This is a genomic window from Paenibacillus sp. FSL K6-2862, assembly GCF_038005125.1.
GTDB classification, from domain to species: domain Bacteria; phylum Bacillota; class Bacilli; order Paenibacillales; family Paenibacillaceae; genus Paenibacillus; species Paenibacillus illinoisensis_A.
In genome coordinates this window covers 4,077,562-4,090,899 of sequence record NZ_JBBOSN010000001.1, presented here as the reverse complement: position 1 = coordinate 4,090,899, position 13,338 = coordinate 4,077,562, and the positions used below count along the sequence as shown (strand labels likewise).

The following is a 13,338-nucleotide window of genomic DNA, read 5'->3' as shown; positions in this document are numbered from 1 at the left end:
TATCTTGACGCCACCTGATGGTAGCCAACACAGAAAAAACAGGAGATGATAATTTTGTCCATCAAGAAACGAACTTCAATTATAGCCGTAACGCTGGTGTTTACCATACTTGCTCCAATGTCTGCTATGGCTGTGCCGGTAAGTAACGTCAACGATGTTACGTACGAGATGACTAAAAAAGCAGTGATTGAGAAAGCCCAAATTCTTACCGAAACCTATGGCACAACAAGCGTACAGTATGCACTCATAGATGATGGTGAAATCGTAATTTCGGGCCAAACCGGCAAGAATGACCAGAATAACACCGTACCTCTTAACGCAGATACGATCTATGGCATAGGTTCAACCAGTAAAATGGTGGTAACAACTGCTGTGATGATGTTGGTCGATGAAGGAAAAATCGATCTGGATGTACCTGTGATAACTTATATTCCTGATTTCAAAATGAAGGATGAACGCTACAAAGAAATCACGACGCGAATGCTGTTGAATCATTCCTCCGGACTTCCTGGAACTTCAAGCAGCAGTGCCATCCTGTTCGGGGATAACGATACTTACGCACATGATACATTGTTGGATCAACTCGCTACGCAAAAGCTAAAAGCAGACCCCGGAGCATATTCGGTTTACAGTAACGACGGCTTTTCGTTAGCCGAGATTCTGGTTGAGCGAATTAGTGGAATGAGTTTTACTGCATTCATGCACAGCTATATTACCGAGCCTTTGGGTATGAACAACACCAAAACGCCACAGGATCTGATTAGTGACAACAAAATGGCCGTGACGTATTCAGCCCTGCATAATGGACAACTTCCACAGGAAAACACAAATATGATTGCTTCGGGAGGCATTTATTCCACAGCCGAAGACTTGGTTCAATTTGCGCAAATTTTCACGGGAGAGCTTGAAGGCATTCTCTCGCATGAATCGGCAGAAGCCATGGCAGAAGAAGAATACAAAAATGGCATGTGGCCGGAAGATGCAGATTCGTCAATTTCTTATGGCTTGGGCTGGGATAGTGTAAACCTTTTTCCTTTCAATGAATACGGCATCCAGGCCGTTGCCAAAGGCGGAAATACGATTTCGTACCATTCCTCTCTGATTGTACTTCCCGAATACAACATGGCTGCAGCCGTTACTTCTTCGGGAGGAACAAGTACAACGGATCAATTAATTGCAACGGAACTGCTGCTTGGTGCACTTGAGGAGAAGGATATCATTACGGAACGAAAGCCGGATAAGTCATTTGGGACACCTGTAAGCGCAACGATGCCTAAGGGGTTATCAGCTTATTCGGGCATCTATGGAGGTGGAGCCAGCTCGCTACTGAATATTGATGTGCAAGCTGATGGGCAACTAACTTTGACCGCGCCTTTAACACCGGATAGTGCTGAACAAAAGTACACATATACCACAGATGGAACTTTTACCAACGATGAAGGTACGGAAAAATTGATGTTCGTTGAAGAAGATAACGGGAATATCTATTTATGGTCACGCTCGTATCAGTCCATGCCTGGGCTTGGGCAGATCGCTTCTTCCGAATACAAGGCTGAGAAGCTGGAAAAGAGTGAATTGTCCCCGGATGTAGCGGCAGCCTGGCAGAAACGTGAAGGTAAGAATTACTTTCTTGTGAACGAGAAATACACTTCAACGGTATATGACAGTGCTACACCGATCATCCCGATTCACCTCTTTGACGAGATGCCAGGCTTGGTATACACCAATACAATCATAGACGCCAACCTCGCTGTGAACCAGCTGCAAATCCCCGGTTTGGCCGGTCGTGATACGATGGAATACGAATTCTTCAAGGAAAACGGAGTGGAATATGTTACAGCAGGGGGCAAAGTTTATGCGAGCCAGGACGCAGTGAAGCCGCTCTATTCCGGAAATCAGTCGAAGACAACGATCCAGACGAATGGTTATGCCACATGGTACTCGATCCCGGCGACGGCAGCAGGTAAGGTTATGACGGTCCAAATGCCTTCAAAAGGTGCTTTTACCGTGTATAATCAAGCGGGTATTTCCATTAATCACACTGTGGTCAGCGGCCAAAACGAGGTAGTTCTTCCTGAGAATGGCATCATTGTTTTTGCTGGTGAAATCGGTTCAGCTTTTGAAATTACACTCGCCAGCAACAAGAATTAAACGACGGAAAAATAATTGAAACGGATAAAAAGTCACGTTAACCGTGGCTTTTTCTGTTCCAATATTCAATAGCATCAGGAAACACAAAACAACTTGGATAAATTTCCAGCAAGAAAAGGATTGTCAAATAAAAAGATATGTGATAATTTAATGTCTGTAACCGGTTACACATAAGGAGAACAAATTCATGACAACAATCAAAGACGTAGCGAATTTGGCTGGTGTATCAGTAGCCACCGTATCTAGGGTCATCAATGACAGGGGTTATGTACATGAGGATACACGCAAGAAAGTAGAAGATGCCGTGAAGGCGCTTAACTTCTCCCCTAATGAAGTAGCTCGCTCATTATATAAACGTAAGTCCAAACTGATTGGTCTGCTGCTGCCGGACATTGCAAACCCTTACTTTCCACAGTTAGCTAGGGGTGTAGAAGATCGGATGCAGGAGCAGGATTTCAGGCTCATTTTCGGAAATAGTGATGAGGATGAATCGAAGGAGCAGGATTACATCCAGACGTTTATCCAAAATAACGTAGTCGGTGTGATCTCATCCACGAACTACCCTCATTCTCCAATATATGAAAAATTAAAAATACCTGTCGTGTTTCTTGACAGGACTGCACTGGATAGTCCTTCTGTTTATGCGGACGGAAGAGAGGGCGGACGACTGGCAGCGAGAGAAATCATCAAGCGCGGTAGTCATCGGATAACCGTTATGCAGGGTCCGTCACATATCAAGCCAGCACAGGATCGATTCGAGGGAGCCATTGAAATCATCCGGGATGCCGGATTGGATTACCATGTGATCCAGACGACCTCATTCTCTTTTAACGAAGCGGGATTGTGGGCAGAAGAGCTGTTCAGTAAATATGGTGACACGGATGGAGTTATTGCCAGCAATGACATCGCAGCTATGGCGGTACTGCATGAGGCTTCGCGAATCGGGAGAAAGGTTCCTGACGATGTGCAAGTAATTGGATTCGACGACATTCCGATGAGCAGCCTGTTATCACCCGCATTGTCAACCATTCGCCAGCCTGCATACGAGATGGGCAGGGAAGCGGCGGGATTACTTATCGGGCTTGTGGAACAAGCTCCAATTGAGAACAAAAACATACAGATGCCCGTAAGTTTTATCGAACGAGGCACAACGAGAAAGGTGAATTCAGATGGCTAAAATATGCGTAATCGGAAGCAGTTCCATGGATTTGGTCGTTACTTCATCAAGACGTCCGGGGGCGGGTGAAACCGTCCTTGGGGAAAGTTTCAAAACGGTACCTGGCGGTAAGGGAGCCAATCAGGCCGTTGCCGCGGCAAGACTGGGCGGTGATGTAACGATGATTGGCCGGGTAGGAGACGATGCTTTTGGTCAAGACATTTTGAATAATTTCAAAGCAAATGCTGTAAATACGCAAAATGTGAAACCGGTTACACATTCGGAAAGTGGAACGGCTCATATCATATTGGCAGAAGGTGATAATAGTATCGTAGTCGTCGAGGCGGCAAATCGCGAAGTCACTCCTTCTTATGTAGATCATGCGGCCGAAGTAATTCGCGATGCCGATATCGTGTTGATCCAGCAGGAAATTCCGGAAGAAACAGTTGTCCATGTTAGCAGCCTGTGTGCTGAATACGGAACGCCTCTGCTGCTTAATCCGGCTCCGGCGAGAACAGTGCCGCAGGAAGTCATTGACAATGCCGCCTACATCACGCCGAACGAGCATGAAGCCGAAATCCTGTTTCAAGGCATGAACCCAGCTGAGGCATTGCGCAAATACCCGAACAAATTGTTTATAACGGAAGGTAGTAAGGGAGTTCGTTACTTTGACGGAGCGGAGGAAATCCTGGTGCCAACATATAAGGTGGAGGCAGTGGATACTACCGGTGCAGGGGATACATTCAATGCTGCATTCGCGGTCGCCTTAGCGGAAGGCAAGCCGCTGCAGGAGAGCATACGGTTCGCCAATCGTGCCGCATCGTTGTCCGTGACCAAGTTTGGAGCACAGGGCGGCATGCCGACGAGAGACGAAGTGGAGGAGAGTTTATCATGAAAAGAAACGGCATACTAAATAGTCACATTTCTAAAATACTGGCTGATCTGGGTCATACAGACATGATTGCCATTGCGGATGCCGGTCTACCCGTTCCTGAAGGAGTGATTAAGATTGATCTCGCTCTGAAACTCGGAACGCCAAGCTTTCAGGAAGTTGTTGAAGTGATCACAGACGATATGGTCATTGAGAAAGTGATCGTGGCAGAAGAGATCAAGGAAGGCAATCCGGAAGCTCTGCAGTTCGTTACAGAGAAATTTGGCATCGATGCCATTGATGCTTCCATCAACCACGAACAATTCAAAGCACTAACCCGGCAGGTTAAGGCGGTTATTCGCACAGGTGAAGCTACACCCTATGCCAATTGCATTTTACAATCAGGTGTTCATTTCGGTTAAAAGGAGGTTGCATGATGCATATTCAGATGCACAACATTCATAAAGCATTTGGCACCAACCAGGTGTTAAGCGGAGTGGATTTCGAACTGAGGGATGGTGAAGTTCATGCCCTGATGGGTGAGAACGGAGCCGGCAAATCCACGTTGATGAATATCTTGATCGGACTTCACCAGCGTGATCAGGGAAAGATCTCCATTGATGAAAAGGAAACCTATTTTGGCAGTCCAAAGGAAGCAGAGAAGTTAGGTATCGCATTTATTCATCAGGAGCTTCACGTTTGGCCCGAAATGACGGTGCTCGATAATCTTTTCATCGGTAAGGAGATGACCTCTTCCTTAGGGTTGCTCAATACAAAACAAATGAAAGCGCTCGCTTCAGAACAATTCGCCAAGCTGTCGGTACAAATCCCGCTCGAACGGCCCGCAGGAGAATGCTCCGTTGGACAGCAGCAGATGATAGAAATCGCCAAGGCGCTGATGACAGATGCGAAGGTCATTATTATGGATGAACCCACTGCAGCGTTAACGGAACGCGAAATTCAGAAGTTGTTTGATGTGATTACTGCACTGAAGAAAAACGGAGTATCCATTGTGTATATTTCTCACCGTATGGAGGAGATCTTCACCATCTGCGACCGGATCACGGTAATGCGGGATGGCAGGACGGTAGATACCAAGCCGATTCCTGAGACAAGCTTCGATGAAGTGGTGCGGAAAATGGTTGGACGGGAGTTAACCGAGCGGTATCCGGCCCGTAATCCTTCCTATGGCGAAGTTGTTCTGGAAGTACGGGACGCAAGCATTAAAGGATTGTTCCAACATGTCAGCTTCAACGTAAGAGCAGGTGAGATTGTTGGTTTCTCCGGACTTATGGGTTCGGGACGGACAGAGATCATGAGAGCGATCTTTGGTCTGGATACCCTGGACAGTGGAGAAGTCTTGATCCGTGGCAAAAAAGCGAGCATTCGTAAACCCTCGGATGCAGTGAAACACGGCATCGGTTTCATCACAGAAGACCGTAAGGATGAAGGGCTTGTACTGGACTTCTCGATTCGGGAAAACATGGCGCTGACCAATCTGTTCAGCTTCTCCAGTAAAGGGTTCATTTCAGCTCCAAAAGAACAGGATTTCGTAGATACCCTGATCAAGCGCCTGCAGATCAAGACGCAATCTTCGGAGACAGCCGCGCGTAACCTATCAGGGGGCAACCAGCAGAAAGTTGTTATTGCCAAATGGGTGGGTATCGGACCAAGCGTGCTCATTCTGGATGAACCAACGAGAGGTGTGGATGTCGGAGCAAAGCGTGAAATCTATCAGTTGATGAATGAACTGACAGAACGCGGCGTCGCCATCATCATGGTATCTTCGGAGCTTCCTGAAGTACTCGGTATGAGTGACCGAATTGTGGTTGTGCATGAAGGGCAGATCAGCGGAGAGCTGGCCAGGGAAGAAGCAACACAGGAAAACATTATGACATTGGCCACAGGGGGACAGTGAAATGACAACAATGCAGAACAACAAAACAACCGGAACGGGATTCCGCTTATCGAGCGTAACACAGAAATTAGGACCGCTGCTTGGTTTAATCATTCTGATTATTATCGTATCCGTACTCAATCCAAGCTTCTTGGAACCGCTTAATATCTTGAACCTGCTGCGTCAGGTATCGATTAATGCACTGATTGCCTTCGGTATGACCTTTGTCATTCTGACAGGCGGGATCGACTTGTCCGTTGGCTCCATACTGGCTTTATCCAGCGCGTTTGTCGCAAACATGATGTTGTCTGGCCTGGATCCGATTTTGTCCATCATTATCGGGGTAGCACTTGGTGGTGTGATGGGTATGGTGAATGGACTCATGATTACGAAGGGTAAAATGGCTCCATTTATCGCTACATTGGCGACAATGACCATATTCCGCGGCTTAACGCTGGTATATACGAATGGTAATCCGATCACAGGACTCGGTGACAGTCTGCTGTTCCAACTGTTTGGACGCGGCTATCTGTTAGGCATTCCGGTACCTGCCATAACGATGCTGATTACCTTCGTGATTCTATGGACGATTCTGCATAAAACGGCTTTTGGCCGCAAAACGTATGCTATTGGTGGTAATGAGAAAGCATCCATTATCTCGGGTATCAAAGTCACACGTGTAAAGATTATGATCTATTCCCTTGCAGGCATGCTGGCAGCTCTGGCAGGTGCAATTCTGACCTCTCGTTTGAATTCCGCACAGCCAACAGCAGGTACTTCTTATGAACTGGATGCGATCGCAGCCGTTGTTCTGGGCGGAACAAGCCTGACAGGTGGACGCGGACGGATCGTGGGCACATTAATTGGTGTTCTGATTATCGGCGTGCTGAACAATGGTTTGAACCTACTCGGCGTGAACTCCTTCTATCAAATGGTGGTCAAAGGTGTCGTCATTGCGATTGCTGTCCTGTTGGACCGCAAGAAAACGGCTTAAGGGGAGAAATAATTATGAAAAAATGGACATTAACACTTGTAAGCATGATTATGATTATTGTTCTGGCCGGTTGCTCTCTGGAGCCGCCTGAATGGGCAAAGCCGGACGGTGCCGGAAATAAAGGACAGAAGAAAATAGGTCTCTCGATTTCAACACTGAACAATCCGTTCTTCGTTTCATTGAAAGACGGAGTCGTTGCCGAAGCTCAAAAACAAGGCATTGAGGTTATCGTGGTCGATGCACAAAATGATTCGGCCAAGCAGACCAACGATGTGGATGACCTTATTCAGCAGGGTGTTGATGCACTCCTGATTAACCCAGCGGACTCTGCGGCAATCTCTACGGCAGTTCAATCGGCCAACAGCGTAGGCATTCCCGTAATTACACTGGATCGTTCCGCAGACAAAGGTGAGGTTGCGGCTCTGGTAGCATCCGATAATGTCAAAGGCGGACAGATGGCAGCAGAATATTTCGTTGAACAGCTCGGTGAAGGTGCTAAAGTGATTGAACTAGAAGGTGTGCCAGGGGCTTCCGCTACACGTGAACGGGGAAAAGGTTTCCACGAGGTGGCTGACCAGAAGCTTGACGTGGTTGCCAAACAGTCGGCGGATTTCGACCGCTCCAAAGGTTTGAATGTGATGGAAAACCTGCTGCAGGGAAATCCGGATGTACAGGCTGTATTTGCCCATAACGATGAGATGGCACTTGGTGCGATTGAAGCGATTCAAAGCTCAGGCAAAGACATTCCAGTGATCGGATTTGACGGTAACGATGATGCAATTAAATCCATTCAGGACGGAAAACTGACAGCGACCGTCGCTCAGCAGCCGGTACTGATTGGCCAGCTGGCCGTACAAGCTGCTCTGGATGTCCTGGACGGCAAACAGGTGGAGAAGTCCATCCCGGCAGAATTGAAGCTGGTGACTAAGGAAAATGCAAACAACTAAATGATCTTACATCCCGTCCTGGCCGAATGCGCCAGGGCGGTTTTTTTTATCTACTCCTTGGGGTTAGGCTGCCTGAGAATGAATACTCAAACTTTCTATTAAGGGAACTTCAGGCGAAGGTTCCTTTATTCAGAGGTGGATTCGTCCATTACCAGTTCTCTTTGTCTGAAAAGTTTTGGGGGCAACCCGTACGTTTTAGTAAATAGCCTCGTAAAATAGTTGCTGTCATTAAATCCGGACTGGTATGAAACTTGTGTAATAGGCAGATTCGTTAACCTTAAGAGCTGGCATGCACGCTCCATGCGCAAACGGTGAAGATAAGCAATGGGAGATGTTTGATAAAAGGATTTGAAAATCCGATTTAGATGTCGTACGGAAATGTTGGCATATAATGCGATATCCTCCAAAGTGATATGTTCCAAATAATGATCTTCAATATAGGAGACTGCCGCGGCCAGATGCATGACCTGGCCTTCTGTCGTTTTTCCACTCGATTCATGGTGCCTGGATAAATAGACTACGAGTTCGGTAAATTTGGAAGTCAGTAACGTTTTGTACCCTGGCCTTTTCCCATGATATTCGTCGATCATGTCGGAGATAAACTCTTCAATATATTTCATATTGTTTAACGATAGATACATATGTTTGTGGATTGATTTCTTGTTATGATAAAGCGGTTCCAACACAAACATCGCATGATAACCTTCAAACGAACGCAAATCAGATCCAAGTTGAATCATCATTTCCGGCTTATACATGATATTACAAATTTCAAAGCTACAAGGGTCTTTATAGGCATGCGTGGTTTCCCCGTTAATGACGAACACGTGTCCCTTTTTTATAAAAGAAATTTCATCATTAACGATATGAGTAGCATGGCCATTTAGCACAATGACGAGTTCAGAGAAGTCCGTATGTTTATGAAGGGAAAAGTCTTCCGCATGCTCCCCGTATTGAATAAAAAATGGAAATTCCTCGTCTCTCGTAAACCATCTTAGACGAACGTTCTTCAAGAAATCACCACCACAGCATCGAGATTTGTCTATATCATGCTATATTTCTGACTGAATAATCAAGGTTTGAATGAATGCACACATACTACTATATAGAAAAAAAGGAGAGTGAGGCGAGAGATAAAAGTGATTCAAGGAGTATTATCGAAAACGTATTCTTGAAAGCGATATCAATATAAGAACAGCCATTTGGAAACAAGTCAATCCAGATACAGGGGGTTAAAAAAACATGCGCACACTATCCAAAGCAATAGGAACATGTCTTTTAACGAGCACTTTACTGATCTCAGCCGGATGCAGCAGTAACACAGCGAACAATTCCAGTTCGGAGGGTGTCGACTCGGATAGCCCGATTACGTTCACTTTTTTCGGGGCAGATGCGAGTCCTAACTGGAACAAGATGCAGGACGCTGTAGGCAAAAAGATTACTGAAAAAACAGGCGTGACCATTGATGCAGAATATGATATATCAAGCGGAGGAGGCAATGACCGGATCTCCCTCATGGCTGCAAGCGGTGATTATCCGGATTTGATCTTTCCAAAAGGAAATTTAACGAGATTGGTAGATTCAGGTGCCATGCTGGACTTGACGGACCTAATCGAAGAGCATGCGCCAAACCTGAAGAAAATCTATGGGGAGCAGTTCAATCGATTGAAATACAGCAATGAAGATCCATCCATTTACTGGATTCCTACGAATGGTGCTATCGACCAGATCAGCTTTGATGCGAACAATGGCGCTGCCATCCAGCATCGTGTCGTCAAAGAACTGGGATATCCGGAGATCAAAACGCTGGATGATTATGAGAAGGTGCTAAGAGAATATTATGAAAAGCATCCCACAACTGAAGATGGACAGCCAACCATTCCGCTGACACTCAGCGCAGACGGATGGCGCCGAATGATCACCGTAACCGATCCGGCGGCCATGGCAACAGGAGGCCCAGGAGATGGGGAGTACTTTATTGATCCTGAAACCTACGAAGCTAAGCTTCATTACAAGCGTCCGGAGGAGAAGGAATATTTCCGTTGGCTGAACAAAATGTTCAATGAGGGGCTCCTGGACAAAGATAGTTTTGTTCAGAAAGACGATCAGTATAAATCCAAAATTGCCAGTGGGCGAGTATTGTCTTTGCTTGACCCGAACTGGGGTTACAGTGATGCAGAAAATGCACTCAAAAGTGTGGGGAAAGATGACATGACTTATGGATACTATCCTGTAACGCTTGATGAGACTTTCCAGCGCAAAGACTTCCAGAACATAGGTTTTGACGGATATGGAATTGGCATAACGGTGGACTGCCCAGACCCTGTTCGGGCGATTAAATTTTTGGACTGGATGTCTTCCGAAGAAGGCCAGATTCTAAGAAACTGGGGAGTTGAGGGAGAGCATTATGTCCTGGAAGATGGAGTTCGCTCCATACCGGCAGAGATCCAGGAAAAGAAAAACAAAGACAATAATACATTTACTAAGGAGTCCGGTGTGGGTCTGTACTACATTTTCGGAGCTCACTACGGCGATGGAGTGAAGGATTCCACTGGAAATTATTTTACAACCAATTATCCTGAGCAAATACAGCAAAGTTATTCGGAAGCAGAGAAGGAGGCCCTTGCAGGTTACGGAATCAGTACGTGGAAGGACCTATTCCCTTCGGAAGAAGAGTTTCCGGTCAAAGAATGGGGAGCAGCCTATAACATGCCTATACCTTCGGATAGCGGTGATTACAACGTGATTTCGCAGAAAACGCAGGATATCATCCAGAAACGAATCGCCGAAGCGATCACTACTACGCCGAGTGCGTTTGATGGCATCTATGATGGGATGCTTGCTGAAATTGATCAGGCTGGAGCCGTCGAGATGGAACAGCAATATACGGAATGGATTAAAGATCGGGTCAGATTGTGGACAGGTAAGGACATTAAATAGCGAACTACAAGATCTGCAGGCGAAGCATGCTCAACCATATATAATAAAGAGACCGTTGAACATATTTTAAGCCCGTTCAACGGTCTTTTGTAGTTGTTGGAAATCTCCCAAGGTGGTCGATTGCGATATGCTATCAGTGGATAGATAAGTCCGAGCGTGGTCGAGTTGCTCGAAACAAGTGTGAACATAAAATCATGATCAAAAGGAGATCAATCATATCCCCACCATAGTACATGAGCATGGCTCCGAGCTTTGCCTGGTTCAGAGATACACCGTCAGGCGGTTGAACATAGATCATTTTCGATAAAATGCCATGACCTGCCAACGATAGGATCAGAATGATTGAACGATACACAAAGGAGAATCGATGGGGCATAGGCTCAATGTAAAGAAGGGATAGCGTAAATAGATAGCCTGCAATGAAGATGTGAATATGAATAAAGAGATAAAGAACGACACTCTCATGCATAAGTGAGTAAAGATTCGTCGTATACAGCAGCCAGAGTCCTCCTATATTGAGGAGCGCTGTGAAGAGCGGATGAGTCAACAGGCGAGAGGGCCAACTTTTCAGAATGCGTGTAATCCGCCTGGCTAACGGGATGCTTAACGTTTTCAGCATAAGCGTCATCGGTGCGGCCAAGACCAGAAGTAACGGTGCGAGCATACCCAACAGTAAATGACTCAGCATATGTGCAACAAAATTAGTATGGGCCAGACTAGCAAGGGGACCAGCTACAGCAATAACTGCTGACACAACGCCAATACACCCGCAAACTGTCCGATGTAGAGGCCAGGGCTTATTAGAATTAGAACGAAGTGCAGCGATAATATACAAGATCAAAGCAATCACAAAGAGCATCGCCAGAAGCAGTTGTGACAGGGCCGATACTATTGGCTGCTGTTCAGTTCCATGGTAATGATGTAAATGAGAATTAATGTACATTGGAGTATACCTTTCCTGTCTCTTGGCTGCTTCGGGTACGGTAAACAAGAATGAGCCCAATGAGAATCAGACAAGCGGCCAAGATGTTCCATATCATATCGTAGAGAATGACATTATCCACATATCGAATCTGATGGATTCTCATCAGTTTGTGTTGGATCAGTCCATCATATAACTGAAAGCTTCCGGCTCCAAGCAATAATCCTCCCCACCATCTCGCGCGGTAAAGAGCACTTCTTCTTCGAAGATCCGCGTACATGAACAATCCGCCAATGGTTGCAAACCAACTAAAAGCATGAAAAAGCCCATCTGAGATCAAACCTACGTTGGTTGTGGATTTATCATAAAAATGGTGCCAATGCAGCAACTGATGAAAAACCGCCTCATCCATGAAGGCGACAGCACCAATACCGAATAGAACACCAGACCATACATTTCGTTTGGAGTACAGATCGTGATTCGTGCTATTTGGGTATGGGTTTGAATTACTGCGTGATTTTTGAATAGCCAATGTACTTCGCCTCCCGGATCATTAACTATATTATCCAATATAACCATATAAACTGATTATACTCAGGAATGAGGACAAAGCTGTGGCTTGTGTAGGATTGACCAATTCATAAAGATGGAGTGAACTGTAGAACATATCGGAGGACATCATGCACTCAAATAAGAAGCCGCTTATAAAGCGGCTCTTTTTGTATGTAGTTTCTAAGTTAAGCTGCTCACTCGGTATCAGAGTCCAGCTTGTTCCCCACATAATGAAAAGATTGAATATGCGTTTTGGTGAGCTCAATCACGTTATGGATAAACGCATCCCGTGACTCACGGAATCCGCTTAAAATCCAATTGTTTAATAGTCCAAAAAAACCGTATGCTGTATAGTACTTGAAATACTCCATGTTGACAGGGGTATTATTGATCGTTTCGAATACAAATTGCTCCTCATAAATTTTGAGCATGGTTTGTGGAAAGCCTGTGTGCAGACCAGGTAACGTATCATCATATTGGATTAATTCGAAGAAGTCACGGTGTTCATAAATATAATCCACGATTTGAAAAGATTCCACGTTAAGTTTGTTTGTAAAGACCTTGTGACCGTGCCAGTAGGGTTTACCTGTTGCTTCTTTTAAGCCTTCCAGCTTCATGATCAGCAACTCTTCGGCAAGGAGATACTTATCCTGATAATGCAAATAAAACGTGCTTCGATTGTAACCCGCTTGGTCGACGATATCTTTGACAGACACTGCATGGAAGCCTTTTTTCTTAATAAGCTGAATCAGAGCCGTTTTGAGATGCTCTCTGGTACGATTACGATGTTGAGAAGTCACAATAAGTTCATCATTCATTCAAAAAATCTCCTATAAAATTAGACATTGTGTGGAGAAGTGTCTAGAAGGTAGACACTTGGCTTTATCTTAATGATTGGATTGTTACAA

The 13,338-nt window shown here is 45.5% G+C and carries 12 protein-coding genes; 8 read left to right on the top strand and 4 right to left on the bottom strand.

The genetic code is table 11. The features are described from left to right. Window positions 1–45: 45 nt before the first annotated feature. From MHB82_RS18295 to rbsB, 7 genes are all read left to right on the top strand, one after another. Window positions 46–2,151: a serine hydrolase domain-containing protein gene (locus MHB82_RS18295; RefSeq protein ID WP_341175539.1), complete on the top strand. Its 2,106-nt coding sequence runs from the start codon at window positions 46–48 to the stop codon at window positions 2,149–2,151. A gap of 187 nt (window positions 2,152–2,338) precedes the next feature. After that, the gene (locus MHB82_RS18290; protein WP_341175538.1) at window positions 2,339–3,328 is read left to right on the top strand and encodes a LacI family DNA-binding transcriptional regulator; all 990 of its coding nucleotides are present in this window, start codon (window positions 2,339–2,341) and stop codon (window positions 3,326–3,328) included. Then, window positions 3,321–4,202, top strand: a complete 882-nt coding sequence (gene rbsK / locus MHB82_RS18285; RefSeq protein ID WP_341175537.1) for a ribokinase — start codon at window positions 3,321–3,323, stop codon at window positions 4,200–4,202. The genes MHB82_RS18290 and rbsK overlap by 8 nt, the downstream gene beginning before the upstream one ends. Beyond that, window positions 4,199–4,600 (top strand): D-ribose pyranase, encoded by a 402-nt coding sequence (rbsD, locus tag MHB82_RS18280; protein WP_341175536.1) that lies wholly within the window; start codon window positions 4,199–4,201, stop codon window positions 4,598–4,600. The genes rbsK and rbsD overlap by 4 nt, the downstream gene beginning before the upstream one ends. Before the next feature lie 14 nt (window positions 4,601–4,614). Continuing rightward, window positions 4,615–6,096 (top strand): sugar ABC transporter ATP-binding protein, encoded by a 1,482-nt coding sequence (locus tag MHB82_RS18275; RefSeq protein WP_110823217.1) that lies wholly within the window; start codon window positions 4,615–4,617, stop codon window positions 6,094–6,096. 10 nt (window positions 6,097–6,106) lie between these two features. Beyond that, window positions 6,107–7,069: a ribose ABC transporter permease RbsC gene (rbsC, locus tag MHB82_RS18270; RefSeq protein ID WP_371859932.1), complete on the top strand. Its 963-nt coding sequence runs from the start codon at window positions 6,107–6,109 to the stop codon at window positions 7,067–7,069. Between the two features lie 14 nt (window positions 7,070–7,083). Beyond that, window positions 7,084–8,016, top strand: a complete 933-nt coding sequence (gene rbsB / locus MHB82_RS18265; protein WP_095357431.1) for a ribose ABC transporter substrate-binding protein RbsB — start codon at window positions 7,084–7,086, stop codon at window positions 8,014–8,016. A gap of 125 nt (window positions 8,017–8,141) precedes the next feature. Here rbsB and MHB82_RS18260 read toward each other — a convergent pair whose 3' ends face one another. Next, entirely contained in the window at window positions 8,142–9,029 is an 888-nt protein-coding gene (locus tag MHB82_RS18260) for an AraC family transcriptional regulator (protein ID WP_095357432.1), read from the bottom strand. A 229-nt stretch (window positions 9,030–9,258) separates the two neighbouring features. On the opposite strand from MHB82_RS18260, the gene MHB82_RS18255 reads away from it, so the two are divergent. After that, window positions 9,259–10,956, top strand: coding sequence for an ABC transporter substrate-binding protein (locus MHB82_RS18255; protein WP_341175535.1), 1,698 nt, complete (start codon window positions 9,259–9,261; stop codon window positions 10,954–10,956). Window positions 10,957–11,089: 133 nt separating this feature from the next. Here MHB82_RS18255 and MHB82_RS18250 read toward each other — a convergent pair whose 3' ends face one another. The 3 genes from MHB82_RS18250 to MHB82_RS18240 form a co-directional block, all read right to left on the bottom strand. After that, window positions 11,090–11,899, bottom strand: a complete 810-nt coding sequence (locus MHB82_RS18250) for a cytochrome c oxidase assembly protein (protein ID WP_445671264.1) — start codon at window positions 11,897–11,899, stop codon at window positions 11,090–11,092. Continuing rightward, window positions 11,889–12,404: a DUF2243 domain-containing protein gene (locus MHB82_RS18245; RefSeq protein WP_341176662.1), complete on the bottom strand. Its 516-nt coding sequence runs from the start codon at window positions 12,402–12,404 to the stop codon at window positions 11,889–11,891. Before MHB82_RS18245 ends, MHB82_RS18250 begins: the two co-directional genes overlap by 11 nt. A gap of 220 nt (window positions 12,405–12,624) precedes the next feature. Further along, a complete protein-coding gene (locus tag MHB82_RS18240; protein ID WP_110823211.1) occupies window positions 12,625–13,248 on the bottom strand; it encodes a TetR/AcrR family transcriptional regulator in 624 nt (207 codons plus the stop codon). Window positions 13,249–13,338: the final 90 nt, after the last annotated feature.

Excerpts from the sequence above, each read along its gene's own strand:
- rbsB (WP_095357431.1), top strand. The coding sequence starts at position 7,084 with ATGAAAAAATGGACATTAACACTTGTAAGCATGATTATGATTATTGTT.
- MHB82_RS18250 (WP_445671264.1), bottom strand. The coding sequence starts at position 11,899 with ATGTACATTAATTCTCATTTACATCATTACCATGGAACTGAACAGCAG.
- rbsD (WP_341175536.1), top strand. The coding sequence starts at position 4,199 with ATGAAAAGAAACGGCATACTAAATAGTCACATTTCTAAAATACTGGCT.
- MHB82_RS18255 (WP_341175535.1), top strand. The coding sequence starts at position 9,259 with ATGCGCACACTATCCAAAGCAATAGGAACATGTCTTTTAACGAGCACT.
- MHB82_RS18295 (WP_341175539.1), top strand. The coding sequence starts at position 46 with ATGATAATTTTGTCCATCAAGAAACGAACTTCAATTATAGCCGTAACG.
- MHB82_RS18275 (WP_110823217.1), top strand. The coding sequence starts at position 4,615 with ATGCATATTCAGATGCACAACATTCATAAAGCATTTGGCACCAACCAG.
- MHB82_RS18240 (WP_110823211.1), bottom strand. The coding sequence starts at position 13,248 with ATGAATGATGAACTTATTGTGACTTCTCAACATCGTAATCGTACCAGA.
- rbsK (WP_341175537.1), top strand. The coding sequence starts at position 3,321 with ATGGCTAAAATATGCGTAATCGGAAGCAGTTCCATGGATTTGGTCGTT.
- MHB82_RS18290 (WP_341175538.1), top strand. The coding sequence starts at position 2,339 with ATGACAACAATCAAAGACGTAGCGAATTTGGCTGGTGTATCAGTAGCC.
- rbsC (WP_371859932.1), top strand. The coding sequence starts at position 6,107 with ATGCAGAACAACAAAACAACCGGAACGGGATTCCGCTTATCGAGCGTA.